The 15230-nt window shown below is 64.6% G+C and carries 15 protein-coding genes; 10 read left to right on the forward strand and 5 right to left on the reverse strand.

Annotated elements, in window-relative coordinates:
• Positions 1–90: 90 nt before the first annotated feature.
• A complete protein-coding gene (locus tag XI05_RS05130) occupies positions 91–969 on the reverse strand; it encodes an IclR family transcriptional regulator (RefSeq protein WP_271499332.1) in 879 nt (292 codons plus the stop codon).
• Positions 970–1123: 154 nt separating this feature from the next.
• Between XI05_RS05130 and XI05_RS05135 the strand changes: the two genes are divergently transcribed.
• The 6 genes from XI05_RS05135 to XI05_RS05160 all read left to right on the forward strand — a co-directional run bounded on the left by XI05_RS05135 (position 1124) and on the right by XI05_RS05160 (position 7000).
• Positions 1124–1741 (forward strand): flavin reductase family protein, encoded by a 618-nt coding sequence (locus XI05_RS05135; protein WP_271499336.1) that lies wholly within the window; start codon positions 1124–1126, stop codon positions 1739–1741.
• A 99-nt stretch (positions 1742–1840) separates the two neighbouring features.
• Entirely contained in the window at positions 1841–2791 is a 951-nt protein-coding gene (locus XI05_RS05140) for a PDR/VanB family oxidoreductase (protein WP_271499339.1), read from the forward strand.
• A 19-nt stretch (positions 2792–2810) separates the two neighbouring features.
• The gene (locus tag XI05_RS05145; RefSeq protein WP_271499341.1) at positions 2811–4151 is read left to right on the forward strand and encodes a Rieske 2Fe-2S domain-containing protein; all 1341 of its coding nucleotides are present in this window, start codon (positions 2811–2813) and stop codon (positions 4149–4151) included.
• Complete coding sequence (locus tag XI05_RS05150; protein WP_212254375.1) at positions 4148–4624, forward strand: aromatic-ring-hydroxylating dioxygenase subunit beta; 477 nt, start codon at positions 4148–4150, stop codon at positions 4622–4624. The genes XI05_RS05145 and XI05_RS05150 overlap by 4 nt, the downstream gene beginning before the upstream one ends.
• A 7-nt stretch (positions 4625–4631) precedes the next feature.
• Entirely contained in the window at positions 4632–6248 is a 1617-nt protein-coding gene (locus tag XI05_RS05155; RefSeq protein WP_271499344.1) for an ATP-dependent acyl-CoA ligase, read from the forward strand.
• Positions 6249–6271: 23 nt separating this feature from the next.
• A complete protein-coding gene (locus XI05_RS05160; protein WP_271499346.1) occupies positions 6272–7000 on the forward strand; it encodes an SDR family NAD(P)-dependent oxidoreductase in 729 nt (242 codons plus the stop codon).
• 44 nt (positions 7001–7044) lie between these two features.
• Here the strand turns inward: XI05_RS05160 and XI05_RS05165 are convergent, their stop codons facing one another.
• From XI05_RS05165 to XI05_RS05180, 4 genes are all read right to left on the reverse strand, one after another.
• Positions 7045–7527, reverse strand: a complete 483-nt coding sequence (locus XI05_RS05165; protein WP_172789279.1) for a MarR family winged helix-turn-helix transcriptional regulator — start codon at positions 7525–7527, stop codon at positions 7045–7047.
• Positions 7527–7919, reverse strand: coding sequence for a MarR family winged helix-turn-helix transcriptional regulator (locus XI05_RS05170; protein WP_271499349.1), 393 nt, complete (start codon positions 7917–7919; stop codon positions 7527–7529). Before XI05_RS05170 ends, XI05_RS05165 begins: the two co-directional genes overlap by 1 nt.
• 254 nt (positions 7920–8173) lie before the next feature.
• Positions 8174–9739 (reverse strand): indolepyruvate oxidoreductase subunit beta family protein, encoded by a 1566-nt coding sequence (locus XI05_RS05175; protein WP_271499352.1) that lies wholly within the window; start codon positions 9737–9739, stop codon positions 8174–8176.
• Positions 9736–11895, reverse strand: a complete 2160-nt coding sequence (locus tag XI05_RS05180; protein ID WP_271499354.1) for an indolepyruvate ferredoxin oxidoreductase subunit alpha — start codon at positions 11893–11895, stop codon at positions 9736–9738. The genes XI05_RS05175 and XI05_RS05180 overlap by 4 nt, the downstream gene beginning before the upstream one ends.
• Before the next feature lie 110 nt (positions 11896–12005).
• On the opposite strand from XI05_RS05180, the gene XI05_RS05185 reads away from it, so the two are divergent.
• The 4 genes from XI05_RS05185 to XI05_RS05200 are packed head-to-tail and all read left to right on the forward strand — an operon-like array spanning position 12006 to position 15202.
• On the forward strand, positions 12006–13112 hold the full coding sequence (locus XI05_RS05185; RefSeq protein ID WP_271499357.1) for a cupin domain-containing protein: 1107 nt from the start codon (positions 12006–12008) through the stop codon (positions 13110–13112).
• A gap of 46 nt (positions 13113–13158) precedes the next feature.
• Positions 13159–14067, forward strand: coding sequence for a fumarylacetoacetate hydrolase family protein (locus XI05_RS05190; RefSeq protein ID WP_271499359.1), 909 nt, complete (start codon positions 13159–13161; stop codon positions 14065–14067).
• Positions 14067–14504, forward strand: a complete 438-nt coding sequence (locus XI05_RS05195) for an acyl-CoA thioesterase (protein ID WP_271499362.1) — start codon at positions 14067–14069, stop codon at positions 14502–14504. The genes XI05_RS05190 and XI05_RS05195 overlap by 1 nt, the downstream gene beginning before the upstream one ends.
• Positions 14501–15202, forward strand: coding sequence for a hypothetical protein (locus XI05_RS05200; RefSeq protein WP_271499365.1), 702 nt, complete (start codon positions 14501–14503; stop codon positions 15200–15202). Before XI05_RS05195 ends, XI05_RS05200 begins: the two co-directional genes overlap by 4 nt.
• Positions 15203–15230: the final 28 nt, after the last annotated feature.

The following is a 15230-nucleotide window of genomic DNA, read 5'->3' on the forward strand; positions in this document are numbered from 1 at the left end:
CATGGATGACTAATGCAAGCCTCGTCTCGTCACGCGCGAGATCGGCAGCATCAATGGCCATTGTTGCCGCCGTGCCCGGTCGTGGAGCCGTCACGTCTCGGGCTGCCAGCCGGCGGTCGCGGAGATGGCGCGCGCATGCACGGTCAGCGCGGTCGCGGTCGGGCCTTTCAGGTCGTCGTCGAGAATGCCGATCGGCCCCATCATCGTGATGGCGGCGATCATGAACCCGGCCTGATCGAAGATCGGTGCGGATAGGGAGGTGAAGTTCGGCAGCAGGGCATCACGACAGCGGCTGATGCCCTCGCGCCGGATTGCAGCCATCATCTGTTCCACCTCGATCTTGGTGGTTGGCGCATCATCCATCCGCGGCTTGCGCGAGCGCTCCTCCTTGAGCTCTTGATCGAGCATCTCACCCGTCAGCGAGCGCGGCAGATGTGCGAGAAAGTTGCGTCCCAACGCGGACCGCAGCAGGCTGAGGACGCTTCCGACGCGCAGCTCGATGATGGGGCGGCCGGCCCCGCCCTCGACGCGATAGATGATGGTGGGGCCGCGATTGCCCCAAACGCCGAGAAACACCGTGTGGCCGATGGTCGTCGCGAGTTCGGTCATGGCCGGACGTGCGACGGCAAAGACGTCGAACTGCTCAATCGCCGCCATGCCGAGCTTCAACGCATAGGGCCCAAGGGCGTAGCAGCCGGTGTCGGTCTCTTGGCGGACGATGCCCACCGCCTGGAAGCTCACGAGATAATAGTGGACGTTCGCGGCCGACATTCCGGTGTTGGCCGCGATCATCTTCAGCGGCACCGGGCGCAGCTCGGTCCGGAGATAATCGAGAATTCTGAAGCCGATCTCGATCGACTGGATGCCGCGCCGGCCGGGGCGCTCGGTGGTGGCGCTTTTGCTGGATTTGGCCCCGCGCGCGGAGGCAGGCGCCGGATCCGGCGGACGGGGGCGGCGCGTTTTCTTCACGGAATGTCCTCGCAAATCAAACCGTTAAGCCGGGATTGGTCCCGATACAGTCGGTGTATTTGATAAGATCATATGCATATGATTAAATAAAAAACAGACGGACGCACGAGCGATCGCAAATTTCAAGCCGCTCGCGCGAACAACTGAGGGTTCGATGCTCTTCGATATGGGACAGCTTCCGGCGGATATCCGCTACAAGATCCTGACGGCGACGGTGACGCCGCGACCGATCGCGTGGGTCACGACGCGATCCCGGAACGGGGCCGCCAATGCCGCGCCGTTCAGCTTCTTCACCGTGCTGGGACACGAGCCGCCGACGGTCGTGCTCGGTCTGCTGCGTCATCCGAAACGAGGCTTGAAGGACACGGCGCAGAATATCGTCGAGACGGGCGAGTTCGTCGTTCACCTCGTGCCGCACCGGATGGCTGAAGCGATGAACGCGACCGCCGTCGATGCTCCGGCCGCGATCGACGAGATCGAGCTTGCGGGGCTGGAGACGCTACCCTCCCAAATGGTCTCGCCTCCGCTCCTCAAGGGCTGCCCCGTCACGTTCGAATGCCGCTCCCTCGTTGTTCAGGAAACCGGGCCGCGGCAAATCGCGGTGATCGGCGAGATCGTCTGTGCGCACGTCGCCGAGCAGTTCGTGATCGATGCACAGCGAGGGCATATCGACACGATCGGCCTCGACCTCATCGCCCGCATGCACGGCTCCGGCTGGTATGCGAGGCCTCGCGACCTCTTCCAGCTGGCGCGTCCGGCGCCGATCGAATAGCGGCCGCCGGCGCCAATCGGCCATGGCTGCAAGCCGATTGACATCGAATTGTTATATGTCTAAAAATATGCAAATTCATACATTGTGCAGACCCCGCGAATGGACACGCGTCAGCTGAGGCTCAGGGTGCAGTCGGTCTCGGCGGAAACGCCGACGATACGAAGCCTCGTGTTCGGCGTGGAGGGCGGTGCGGCACCGCGATGGCGGGCAGGGGCACATCTTCGTGTTTCGCTGCCGAGCGGGGGAGACCGGCCTTACTCCCTGATGGCCCTGCCGGGCCTGCCCGAAGGCCACCTCGCGCTCGGGGTTCTGCGTGAGCGGATGTCGAGCGGCGGCTCGGCCTACATGCATGCGCTCAAGGTCGGCGACGTCGTGACCGCCTCAGTGCCGGTCAACAATTTCCCGCTGCACGAGGACGCATCGCCCGCGCTTCTGTTCGCCGGCGGCATCGGCATCACGCCGATCCTGTCGATGGCGGCCGAGCTCGAGGGCCGGGGAGCGACCTACCGTCTCCACTATGCCGGGCGGGCACCGGGCGCGTTGGCGTTCCTGCCGCAGCTCGAGGCCGTCTGCGCGCGCGCCCTGACGGTCCATTACGACAGCGACGCGTCGTGCCTCGACATCGCGGCATCGCTGCAGGCCTCGCCTGCGAGCTCCCACGTCTATGTCTGCGGTCCCGCAGGCATGATCGATGCGGTGAAGGCCGCCGCTCTCGCCGGCGGCATCGCCGCCGATCGCATCCATTACGAGCTCTTCAAGGCCGAGACGCCGGATGCGCCGAACCGTGCCTTCGAAGTCGAGCTCAAGTCGACGGGAGAGGTCATCGCCGTCGCAGCCGACCAGAGCATCATCGAGGCGCTGGAAGCTGCCGGCCACGAGGTTCTCTCCGACTGCCGGCGCGGCGATTGCGGCATCTGCCAGTGCGGCGTGATCTCCGGTGTCCCGGATCATCGCGACGTCATTCTCAGCGACGACGAGAAGGCGTCGAACACGGTGATGCAGATCTGCGTCTCGCGCGCGAAATCGAACCGACTGGTGCTGGATCTCTAGGACAAGGACTTAGGACACCATGGGCAAGCACGCAAGTGACAGGCGCTCGATCGCGGCGCTGGTACGCGAGGCCGAGGTGCACCGCGACGTCTACGTCGACCCGGAGATCTTCGATCTCGAGATGGAGCATCTGTTTCCCAACAGCTGGATCTATGTCGGCCATGCCAGCCAGCTCGCAAAGCCCGGCGACTTCATCACTGCCACGATCGGCCGGCAACCGGTGCTGGCGAGCCGCCACACCGACGGCCAGGTCCACGTCTTCTACAACCGCTGCCCGCACAAGGGCGTCAAGATCGCCTCGGAGCCGTGCGGCAACACCGGGAAGTTCTTTCGCTGTCCCTACCATGCATGGTCGTTCAAGACCGACGGATCGCTGCTGGCGATTCCCCTGAAGAAGGGCTATGAGGCGACCGGCTTCGGCGACACCCAGGCCAATGAAGGCTTGTCGCGCGTGAGGAACGTCGCGATCTATCGCGACTTCATCTTCGCGCGGCTGAGTGAGCGCGGCCTGTCTTTCGAGGATTATTTCGGCGAAAGCCTCTCGACGATCGACAACATGGTCGACCGCTCGCCGGAGGGCAAGCTCGCGGTGATGGCGGCGCCGATCCGCTACATGCACACCTGCAATTGGAAGATGCTGGTCGAGAACCAGACCGACACCTGCCATCCCATGGTCGCGCACGAGAGCTCGGCCGGCACCGCGGTCAAGGTCTGGAAGCGCGAGCAGGGCGATTCGACCGAGACGCCCATGGCGGTTCAGCTCTACGGACCGTTCATGAGCCCGTACGAATTCTACGAGCAGAGCGGCATCAGGATCTGGCCCAACGGCCACGGCCACACCGGCGTCGCCAATTCCATCCACTCCAATTATTCCGACGTCGACGGTTATCTCGATCAGATGGTCGCCGCCTACGGCGAGACGCGGGCGCACGAAATCCTCGGCGAGGTCAGGCACAACACCGTCTATTTCCCGAACATCATGGTCAAGGGCGCCGTGCAGATCCTGCGCAACTTCATTCCGATCGCGGTCGACAGGACTCTGGTCGAGAGCTGGGTCTACCGCCTGGTCGGCGCACCCGACAAGCTCTACGAGCGTGCCCTGATGTACAACCGCTTCATCAACGCGCCGACCTCCATCGTCGGGCACGACGACCTGGAAATGTACGAGCGGGCGCAGGAAGGCCTCAAGTCCAACGGCAATCAATGGATCAATCTGCGCCGCCTCTACGTAGCAGGCGAACAGCCGGACGTCACCGCCGTCATCAACGGCACGTCCGAGCGGCAGATGCGCAACCAGTTCCAAGCCTGGGCCAAATTCATGACGATGGGCATGGACGAGCACACCGAGGCGGCGGAATGATCGACGACAAGGCCATCATCGATTTCATCTATCGGGAGGCCGAGCTTCTCGACACGATGCAGTGGCAGAGCTGGCTCGATCTGTTTCACCCGGAAGGGCGCTACTGGATGCCGCTCGAATGGCAGCAGCAGGATCCGGTGCTGCAGCCGTCGCTGATGTACGAGGATCTGCTGCTGCTCAAGGTCCGGGTCGAACGCCTCGCCGGCGAGCGCACCTTCAGCCAGAAGCCGAAGAGCCGCTGCCACCATCTGCTCCAGGCCCCCAGGATCGTCGCCTGCGACGTCGCGGCGGGCGTGTTCAAGACACGAACGTCCTACATCTACACCGAGACCCGCGGCGACCTGCTGGAGCGTTATTCGGGATGGGCATCGCACGATCTGGTCCAGGTCGGCGACGGCCTGAAGATCAAGCTCAAGCGCCTCGATCTCGTCAATTTCGACGCGCCGTTCGGCAACATCCAGCTCTTCATGTGAGTGCGCCTTGACCGCTGCAACGACAGTCCATGCCCGCTTTCGCCAAACCGCGCTCCGCCGCGGCGAGGCCGGCTTCCTCAACGTGCTGCCGGAGACATCAGGCATCTACGGCATTCCGGCCGGCGAGATCTCCTACCGCGCGATGCTCGATCGGATCGAGGCCCGCCGCCAGGCGTTCGCGCAGAGCGGTTATGGCGAAGGCCACAGGGTGGGGCTCCTGCTCCAGAACCGGCCGGTGTTCATCGAGCTGTGGTTTGCGCTGAACGCGCTCGGCGTCTCCGTGGTGCCGATCAACCCCGATTTGCGCATGAGCGAGCTCGAATACATCATCGCGCATTCCGAGATGAACGCCGCCTTCGTGCTGGCCGAACGCCGTACTGAGGTGGAGACGGCGGCGCGCCAGGCGGGCCGGCCGATTCCTGTCGTGACCGATGACGCAGACGTGCCCGCGCCCTATGACGGTGCGCGGCCGCTGCGGCCGGCGGACGGCGCAACGGAATGCGCGCTGCTCTACACGTCGGGCACGACGGGCCAGCCGAAGGGCTGCGTCCTCACCAACGAATACTTCCTGCACAGCGGCAACTGGTATCGCGATGCCGGCGGGCTGATTGGCCTCAAGCCGGATGTCGAGCGCATGATCACGCCGCTGCCGCTGTTCCACATGAACGCAATGGCGGTCTCGCTGATGGCGATGGTCTCGGTTGGCGGCTGCCTGACCATGCTCGATCGTTTTCACCCGCGCAGCTGGTGGAGCTCGGTGCGGCAGAGCCGGGCCACGTGCCTGCATTATCTCGGCGTGATGCCGTCGATGCTGATGAGCGCCGCGCCCTCGCAAGAGGATCGGCAGCACGCGGTTCGCTTCGGCTTCGGCGCGGGCGTCGACAAGATGCTTCACGCGCCGTTCGAGGCGCGCTTCGGCTTCCCCCTGCTCGAGGCCTGGGCGATGACCGAGACCGGCAGCGGCGGCGTGATCGCCGCCAATGTCGAGCCGCGCAAGGTCGGCACCAGCTGCTTCGGCCGCCCGGCTCCGGAGATCGACATTCGCATCGTCGATGACAGCGGGGATGACGTGCCGGCCGGGACGCCGGGGGAGCTGCTGGTGCGGCGGGCCGGCGCGGATCCGCGCTACGGCTTTTTCCGGGAGTACCTCAAGAACCCCGAGGCCACGGCGGAGGCCTGGGCCGGAGGCTGGCTGCATACGGGCGACATCGTGTCGCGCGATGCGGACGGCGATTTGCATTTCGTCGATCGCAAGAAGAACGTCATCCGCCGCTCCGGCGAGAACATCGCCGCGGTCGAGGTCGAATCCGTGCTCAATCGGCATCCGCAGATTCGGCAGGCCGCAATTGCCGCGACGCCGGACCCGGTGCGCGGCGACGAAGTGGCGGCCGTCATCATCGCCGAGCAGGCCGGCGCCGACCGCGCGCTCGCCGAGCAGATCGTCCGCTGGAGCCTGGAGCAGATGGCCTATTACAAGGCGCCCGGCTGGATCTGCTTCGTCGATACCCTGCCGCTGACCGCGACCGAGAAGATCCAGCGCGGCGGCTTGAAGGATTTCGTCGCCAAGCTGATGCAGGACGGCGCCTTCTTCGATCTGCGCGATCTGAAGCGGCGGCAGGTCTGAACGAAACGCAGGGATAACCGAGCATGAGCCAGGTCCGCACCACCCTCATCACCGGCGGCAATTCCGGAATCGGCGAAGCGCTGGCGAAGAGCCTCCTCGACAAGGGCCAGCGCGTGGTCTCGGTCGGGCTGCAGCGACCGGACTGGACACACGATCTGCTCACGGCCTATTCCGCGGACTTGACCAGCCTCGAGCAGACGCGGGAAGTTGCCCGGGAGATCGCCTCCAATCATGCGATCGATCGCCTCGTGCACAATGCCGGAATCATCCTGCCGAACCTGCTGCCCGATGCAAAGCCCGAAGACATCCTGGCGCTGGCGCAGCTGCATCTCGGCGCGCCCATGCTCCTGACCCAGGCCGCGCTGGAGGGAATGAGATCGCGCCGTTTCGGCCGCATCGTGTTCGTCAGCTCGCGCGCAGCGATGGGCGCCGTGACCCGCTCGGCCTATTCCGCCACCAAGGCCGGCGTGCACGGCATGGCGCGGACATGGGCGCTGGAGCTTGCGTCCAGCGGCATTACCGTGAACGTCGTCGCGCCGGGCCCGATCCTGACCGACAATTTCTGGGGCATCATCCCCAAGGATTCCGAGCGGCAGGAAACAATGGCGCGTAACGTCCCGGTCGGCCGGCTCGGCGCGCGCGAGGACGTCGCGCACGCGATCGAATTCTTTCTCGACGAACGCTCCGACTTCGTCACCGGGCAGGTGCTCTATGTCTGCGGCGGCACCAGCCTCGTTGGCCTCGGCCCATGACGCGTATCAATGACGCGCATCAACTGCGCATCGGATGACCCGCGTCAGATCTGGTTCTGCTTGACGTTTTCCATCATCTTGGCCAGCACGCGCGCGCAAGTCTCGATCTCGTCGGGATCGATGCCGGCGGTCAGGCGCTCGTAGTTCTTTGCCATGATCGGCCAGATCTTGCGCAGCAGCGCTTCGCCCTCAGTGGTCAACGCCACGACCCGGCGGCGCTGGTCCTCCTCCGCGATCTCGCGCTTGACGAGACCGGCGGACACCATGGATTCGACCATGCGGCTCGCCGTCGATTGCTCGGTCACGGCGAGCACGGCGATCTCGTTGACCGTGAGCGTCTTGTAGATGAACAGCACCGACAGCGTACGAAAGACGACGTTGTTGATGCCATGCTCGGTGAGATCGCGGTTTTGATCCAGGTTCCAGCGATTGGCCAGCCGATTGAACAGATAGGGAATGTAGGCGTAGAGCTGATCTCTCGACCTTGGCGGGCCGGATCTCCACCTGCTCCTGGATTCTCTTGCCATTAGCTTTTTCGACTTTGCTTCTTGCTGGGGGTTCGTATCTTGGCCGAAAGCGAGCGCAGCACCGACAGCGCCGCGTCGAGTTCCTTGGCCGAGATGTTCTCGAATTTTTGGCTGAGATGCTTCTTGTGCACGTCGGCGGCCTTCCTGAACAAGGCTTCACCTTTCGGTGTGAGGCGCACGATGAACGACCGGCGGTCCTCACTCGACATTTCCCTGCTGATGAGGTCGTCAGCGAGGAGGCGCTGCACCAGGCCCGAGACGTTGCCGCCGGACACCTTCAGGTTCTGCGACAATTGTCCGAGCGCAAGGCCGTTCCTGTCGCGGTCGAGCTGGGCCAGGACGTCGAATTTCGCCAGCGACAAGCCGAACTCGGCGCCGAGGAGGGAATTCAACGACGCGAAGACGTCTCCGTGCAGCGACAACAGCTGCAGCCAGAGCCGGGTCTCGATTTGCCCGAGGGGAACGATATTCTCTTTGAGTGCTGCCGGCATCGCATGACCAGGAGGGCGGGTTGGTCTGACGGAGATATTCCAAAGCTCTTTGAGGAGGTGGTCGGGCTCCGATTAGCGTACCGGGCAGCGCAGTCAAGCAGCCCGGTTCTGACCAGCGTCGGCTGAACCGCAATCCCTTGCCGACGCCGATCCCGTCAGGCGAAGCTCTTGATCGTCTGGATGACGCCCTCGAGCTCCTTGCCGGGGCCGTCCTTGAGCGCCGCTTCGCGCAGGCGCCGGGCCCAATCGGCGGCGTCCTCGCGCTGCGCAACCAGCTTGATCGTCGCCAGCGTCCGGTCGAACTTCGACAGGCCGCGGCTGTGGGTATCGGAATAGCCCTTGACCAGCCGGCGGCATTGCAGGATCTCGACGCCGAGCTGGTAGTTGGTCCTGATAGCCTCGGTGGCGGCCTTGAGCCATTCGTCGCGATGCGCCGTCTCGATCGCATGGCGCCGTGAGCGGCGGCGCATGCCGCGAAGCCCGCCGACGGCATAGAGCACGAGAAACCAGGGCAGCGAATAGGTCCGCACCCGCCGTCCCCGGTTGATGCGGCGATCGAGCCAGCCCATCAGGCGCGGCTTGGTGTCGAGCCAATTGCCAAAGGACACCGGCAGCATTCCCATGATCTCCTCGAGGCGAGGGTGCATGAACTCGGTGGTTTGGAGCACCTGGCCTTGCCCCAGCTCCAGCTCGCCCTCGATCCGCGTGCGGCGACTGGTGCGCGTCTTCAGGTCGGCAACGCGGATGACGTCGTCATAGGTCATGGCATTGGCGAGGTATTTTGCGGCGGTTTGGGTGAAGGCGAAGCTCCTGTCGATGCCGCCGGCACCACGATCGGCCGCGTGCAACGCACCGAGAATGTCGAGATATTCGGCGCCGTAGGCGATGTCCTGGAAATCCACCACCTTCTTCAGGCCGGCCTGCGCCAGCGATAGCGCCGACTCCGGCAGCTCCTGTCTTGATCGTTCGAGCAGCTTGGCCAGCTCTGCATCCGGCGTCGCAAGCGGGCGGATTTCCTTGCTCTCCGCGGCTCGCGGGAGCTCGACGGCCTCCCGCGCGCCGGATCGGGTGCGATCGAAAGCGGCTTCGAAAGTCTCGACGCTGGCCTTGGCGCCTTTCCCGCCGGCGCGGATCACCGACAGATAGCTGTCGCGGTCGAACGGCAGCACGCCGGTGGCCGCGAGCGCGCCGAACATCGCGGCCGAAATCACGCTCCCGTGGGCAATCGCCAGCGCGTTCATGTCGAAGATGATCTTGGTCTTGGCGGCGACGCCGATCGCGCCGGTGACAGCGCCGGGATCGGCAACGCCGTTGCCCGGTGCGATCTTCTCGCCGATGGCAAATGACCGGTGGTTGGACGCGATCAGCGTGGTGCGGTCCGGCGTCACCAGGCCGCGCAGGATCGAGCGCCCCGCCTCCATGAATTCGGCGGCCATCACCACGTCGACATCGCCGGGCGTCGGCATCAGCGAGAGGATCGGCTTGCGCCCATCGAGCGGCGGCATCGTTTCGATGTAGTAGATGGTCGCGCCGGTGCGCTGCGCGACGCCGGGCACCGAAGTCGACTGCGCGACCCAGCCATGGCTCTCCGCAAGCTCGACGATCCAGTCGGTCAGCACGCCGCCGCCCTGACCGCCCATGGCCAGGATCGCGATCGAGATCGGGCGTTCGGTCGCTTCGCCGGCCGCGGGAAGCGCCAGCCGAACCGTCTCGTCCCTCATGCCAGGGCCCCGAATGTCGGCCGGTTGCGATCGCGCCGTCGCTGCAGCCAGCCGATCACCGCCATGGCGATCCTCGACTTGAGCGCGTCCCAGCGCGTCGGATTGTGAATGACGTCGGCGCGATAGAACGAGGGGCACAGCACGGCAGCCTCGGCGACCTCGCCGCAATTGCCGCAGCCGACGCAGGAATTGTCGATCGCGGCGACCGGATCGTCGCGCAGGGGATCGTCGAGCTGCTTCACCGAGAGCGACGGGCAGCCGGACAGACGGATGCAGGCGTGGTCGCCGGTGCAGACGTCCTCGTCGACGCCGAAGCGTTCCTTGACGATCCGCTCCCCGTCCTTGATCGCCTTGCTCACTTGCGGCTTCACGCGGCGCTGCTTATTCAGCATGCATTCGGAAGAGGCGACGATGACCTTGGGACCTTCCTCCTTGGTCGTCAGCGCTTCCTTCAGCGTGTCGCGCATCCTGGCGACGTCATAGGTGCGGTCGATCTGCCGGACCCATTGACCGCCGATGCCCTTCACGGCCTGCACGATCGAATTGTTGGTCTTTCGGCGTTTGTTGAGAGCGCGCGAGGACAGGATGTCCTGTCCGCCGGTCGCCGAGGTGTAGAAATTGTCCACGATGACGAACACGCCGTCATGCTTGTTGAAAACGGCGTTGCCGATGCCGCTGGTCAGCCCGTTGTGCCAGAAGCCGCCGTCACCCATCACCGCGATCGCGCGTTTGTCGGCCTTGACGTTGAAGGCCGAGGTCGAGGCTGGACCGAGGCCGAAGCCCATCGTGGTTGCGCCGATGTTGAAGGGCGGCAGGATGGAGAACAGATGGCAGCCGATGTCGGCCGAGACATGGTGCTGGCCGAGTTCCTCCTCGACCAGCTTCATGGCCGCGAAGATCGGTCGTTCCGGGCAGCCGGTGCAGAGCCCGGGCGGGCGCGCCGGCACGACCTGCTTGAGCTTCGCGACCGCCGGATGGCTCAGCACGGGAGCCGCGTCCGGCGCCGGCGGCCGGTTGCCGAGCAGGCGCGGCTCCGTCTTCTCGAGGAAGTCCCTGATGCCGCCGAGCAGGACCTGCGCGGTGTAGTCGCCGCCCATCGGCAGCACGTCCTTGCCGTGAACGCGCGCCTGGATGTCCTTGCGCCGCAGAACGGTGTTGATCGCCTGCTCCAGATATTCGGGCTGGCCCTCCTCGACGATCAGGACCGCGTCCTTGTCGATGCAGAAGTCCGCCACCTCGGCCTCGATCACCGGATAGGTGACGTTCATGACGTAGAGCGGGACTTGCGTGTTGCCGTAGGCGTCCGACAGACCGAGATATTGCAGCGCGCGGATGACGTTGTTGTACATGCCGCCCTGCATGACGATGCCGACCTTGCCCCGCGCCGGTCCCATCCGTTCGTTCAGCTTGTTGTCCCGGATGAAGCCGATCGCGGCCGGCATGCGTGTCTTGATCTTCTCCTGCTCGTGCTCGTAGGCCGCCGGCGGCAGCACGATGCGATTGACGTCGCGCTTGGGATTGTTGAGCGCGTCCTTGATGGTGTGCGCCGGCCTGGCGTTGTCCTTGCAGGCAAAGCTGCCATGCATGTGGCAGGCGCGGACGCGGACCTCGAGCATCACGGGTGTGTTCGAGGCTTCCGACAGCTCAAAACCCTTTTCGATCAGGTTGACGATGCATTCATGGTCGGGACGCGGGTCGAGCAGCCACATCTGCGATTTCATGGCGAAGGCGTGGGTCCGCTCCTGCATGATGGAGGAGCCTTCGCCATAGTCCTCGCCGACGATGATCATGGTGCCGCCAGTGACGCCGCCCGAGGCGAGATTGGCGAGTGCATCGGACGCGACATTGGTGCCGACCGTCGACTTCCAGGCCACGGCGCCGCGCAGCGGATACATCACCGACGCCGAGAGCATGGCGGCGGCCGCCGCCTCGTTCGCCGAGCTCTGGAACACGACGCCGAGATCGTCGAGCACGTCCTTGGCGTCGGCCAGCACGTCCATCAGATGCGAGATCGGCGAGCCCTGATAGCCGCCGACATAGGCGACGCCTGATTGCAGCAGCGCCTTGGTGATCGCCAGGATGCCTTCGCCGCGAAAGGTGTCGCCGGCGCCGAGCCGAAGATCCTCGACCTCGCGCGCGAAAGACCGTTCAGCCATTGCGTCCTCCAGAAATATGCATTACCATACTTTTACATGTAAAGTAAGTCAACGCCTCCGGGCGGCCGCTTCGATCGCACGATACCACGACAAACGACTTGGAGGATGAGATGCGGGAGAACGTGATCGGCCGCGCCAACGTCGAGGACACTCCGGAGCTGAAGGCCTATTACAAGGACCTCGAGAAACACGAAGCTGGCGCTTTATGGACCGTCGCCAACAAGATCGAGCCGTGGCAGCCGCAATCGGCGTCCGTTCCCGTGCTCTGGCGCTACGAGGATCTGCGCGAGCATGTGCTGCGGTCGGTCGAGCTGGTGTCGCCGGAGAAGGCCGGTCGCCGCGTCATCTATCTCAACAATCCCGGTCGTCGCGAGGTGTCGGCTGCCGTCGGCTGGCTCTACTCGGGCCTGCAGGTCATGCATCCCGGCGAGGTCGCCACCGCGCATGCGCACTCGGCCTCGGCGCTGCGCTTCATCATGGAAGGTTCGGGAGCCTACACCATCGTCGACGGTCACAAGATGACCCTGGGGGCCCGCGACTTCGTGCTCACGCCGAACGGCACCTGGCATGAGCACGGCGTCGACGCCGGCGGCTCGGTGTGCATCTGGCAGGACGGGCTCGACATTCCCCTCGTCAACGCGCTCGAGGCCAATTTCTTCGTGGTGCATCCGAAGGTCCAGCAGGAGGAATCCGGCTATCCGGTCGACGACATGGCCAGGACCTGGGGCAATCCGGGCCTTCGCCCGGTGAACGCGCCCTGGTCGAAGGGCTATTCGCCGATGTTCAAATATGAGTGGGAGCCGACCTACGATGCCCTCAACAAATATGCCGCGGCAACCGACGGATCGCCTTACGACGGCATTCTCATGAACTACGTCAATCCGGTCACCGGTGGCCACGTGATGCAGACGATCGGCGCCAGCATGCAGTTGCTGCGGCCGGGCGAGAGCACGAAATCGCATCGGCATACCGGAAGCTTCATCTACCAGGTCGCGAAGGGGCAGGGCTATTCCGTCATCGGCGGCAAACGCTTCGAATGGCGGGAGCGCGATATCTTCTGCGTTCCGTCCTGGGCCTGGCACGAACATGGCAATGCCTCGAAGAGCGAGGACGCCTGCCTGTTCTGCTTCAACGACCTGCCGGTCATCGAAGGGCTCGGTCTCTATCGCGAGGAGGCCTATGGCGACAATGCGGGCCATCAGCCGGTGGCCGCCTGACCACGCCCTCATTCGCCCGGGATTTCAACAGACGGATCAAGCTTCCATGCGTCTCGTAACCTATGCTCTCGGCGCCGCCGGCGCCCGTCTTGGCGTTCTCGTCAACGGATTGGTCGTCGATGTCGAGCGCCTCGGCGCATCGTTCGGCCTGGCGTGGCCGAACGACATGATCTCCTTCATCGATAACAACGCGACATTGCTGCCGGCGCTTAAGAGTGGCCTGGAAAGCGCCAATGGACGCCTGCCGGCCGGCGCCGCGGTTCCTCTCGAAGACGTGAAGCTGCAGGCCCCGATCCCGCGGCCGCGCAAGAACATCTTCGGCATCGGGCTGAACTATCGCGCCCATGTCGCCGAATCCGCCAAGAGCCTGGATACCGACAAGGATTTGCCGAAGCAGCCGGTCGTCTTCTCCAAGCCGCCGACCTCCGTGATCGGCCCGGGCGCGGCGATCCAGCACAATGCGAAGATGACGCAGCAGCTCGACTGGGAGGTCGAGCTTGCCGTCATCATCGGCAAGACCGCGACGCGGATCACCGCCGAGAGGGCAATGGACCACGTGTTCGGCTATTCGGTGATGATCGACATCTCCGCGCGCGACAACCGCCGGGCCGGTCAGTGGATCTTCTCCAAAGGCATGGACACCTATGCCCCGTTCGGCCCCTGCATCGTGACTGCGGACGAGATTCCCGATCCGCATGATCTGCGGTTGTGGCTGACGAAAAACGGGGTCGTGAAGCAGGATTCCAACACCAAATACATGATCTTCGACATCCCGGTTTTGATCTCGGACATTTCGTCGGGCATGACGCTGGAGCCCGGCGACATCATCGCGACCGGCACGCCCGAAGGCGTCGGCGCGGGCATGAGCCCGCAGGAATGGCTGTGGCCGGGCGACGTGGTGGAAGCCGGGGTCGACGGCGTCGGTGTCATCCGGCATCCGGTCGTTGCGATCTGATGAGTGAGTTCTGCTTCGAGCGCAAGCTGCGGTTTGCAGACTGCGACCCCTCCGGAATCGCTTACTTTCCCTCCTACCTGAACATGTTGAACGGGGTGGTCGAGGATTTCTGGTGCGACATCGGATTTCCCTGGCCCGGATTGATCGGAAGCCGGAAGATCGGCACACCGACGGTGCATCTGGACTGCGATTTTTCCCGGCCGTCGATGTTCGGCGATCTCCTGACCTTCAAGCTGCGCATCGGCAAGGTCGGGCGGGCCTCGCTTCACTTGGCGCACGTGGTCTCCGGCGCGGACGGCACGCGCTGGCGCGCCCGCCAGATTCTTGCTGCGACCTCGCTGGTGAACCACCATGCTGTCCCCTGGCCCGATGATATTCGCGGCGCGCTCGAGAGACATCTTCACGCGGGCGAGAAACCGCAGGCGGTACCGTCATGATTTCGCTGTTCGTGGCATTCTCCGATCCGGCCGGCGACCGGCGGCTCCATCCGGAAGAAATCGCCGTCGCAGCCGAATTGGCGGGGTCGGTCCCGGCGCTGACCGAGGCCTTGCTGTTCACGCCGCTGGAGCAGTCGGTCGATCATCCCTACAAGGCCGACGGCGCTGGTCCGGCGCTTGCGCTTCAGCTGCGGTTTGACGATCTGTTCGCATGCGAGGCGGCGATGAACGGCGGCGGCAACCTCGCCAGCCTCGTGGCGGGCGACGGATTGCCGAGCCTCACCGGACTGGAGGTCACGCACCAGGTGATGCTCACGCGCGCCTTTCCCGTCGACGTCGCCGCGCATCCGGAAGGCGCCGGCATTCCGTGCAGCTATCTCGTTCACTATCCCGGGCCTGCCGAAGACATGAACGCCTGGCATTTGCACTATCTCGAGCATCACCCGGCAATCATGCGGACCTTCCCGGATGTCCGCCAGATCGAGATCTATACGCGGATCGATTGGGTCGACCGGTTGCCGTCGCGGCGGGTGGAGCACATGCAGCGCAACAAGCTGGTGTTCGACAGCCCGGCCGCGCTCGCACGCGCCCTGAGCTCCGACGTCATCGCGCGCATGCGCGCCGACTTCGTCCAGTTCCCGCCATTTGCAGGCGGCAACAAGCATTTTCCGATGCTGACGCGGACGGTGCGGCCGTAGGGGGGCGGACTCATGACGCGCGGCCAGC

Origin of the sequence: Bradyrhizobium sp. CCBAU 11357 (assembly GCF_028128865.1) — a bacterium.
GTDB lineage: Bacteria > Pseudomonadota > Alphaproteobacteria > Rhizobiales > Xanthobacteraceae > Bradyrhizobium.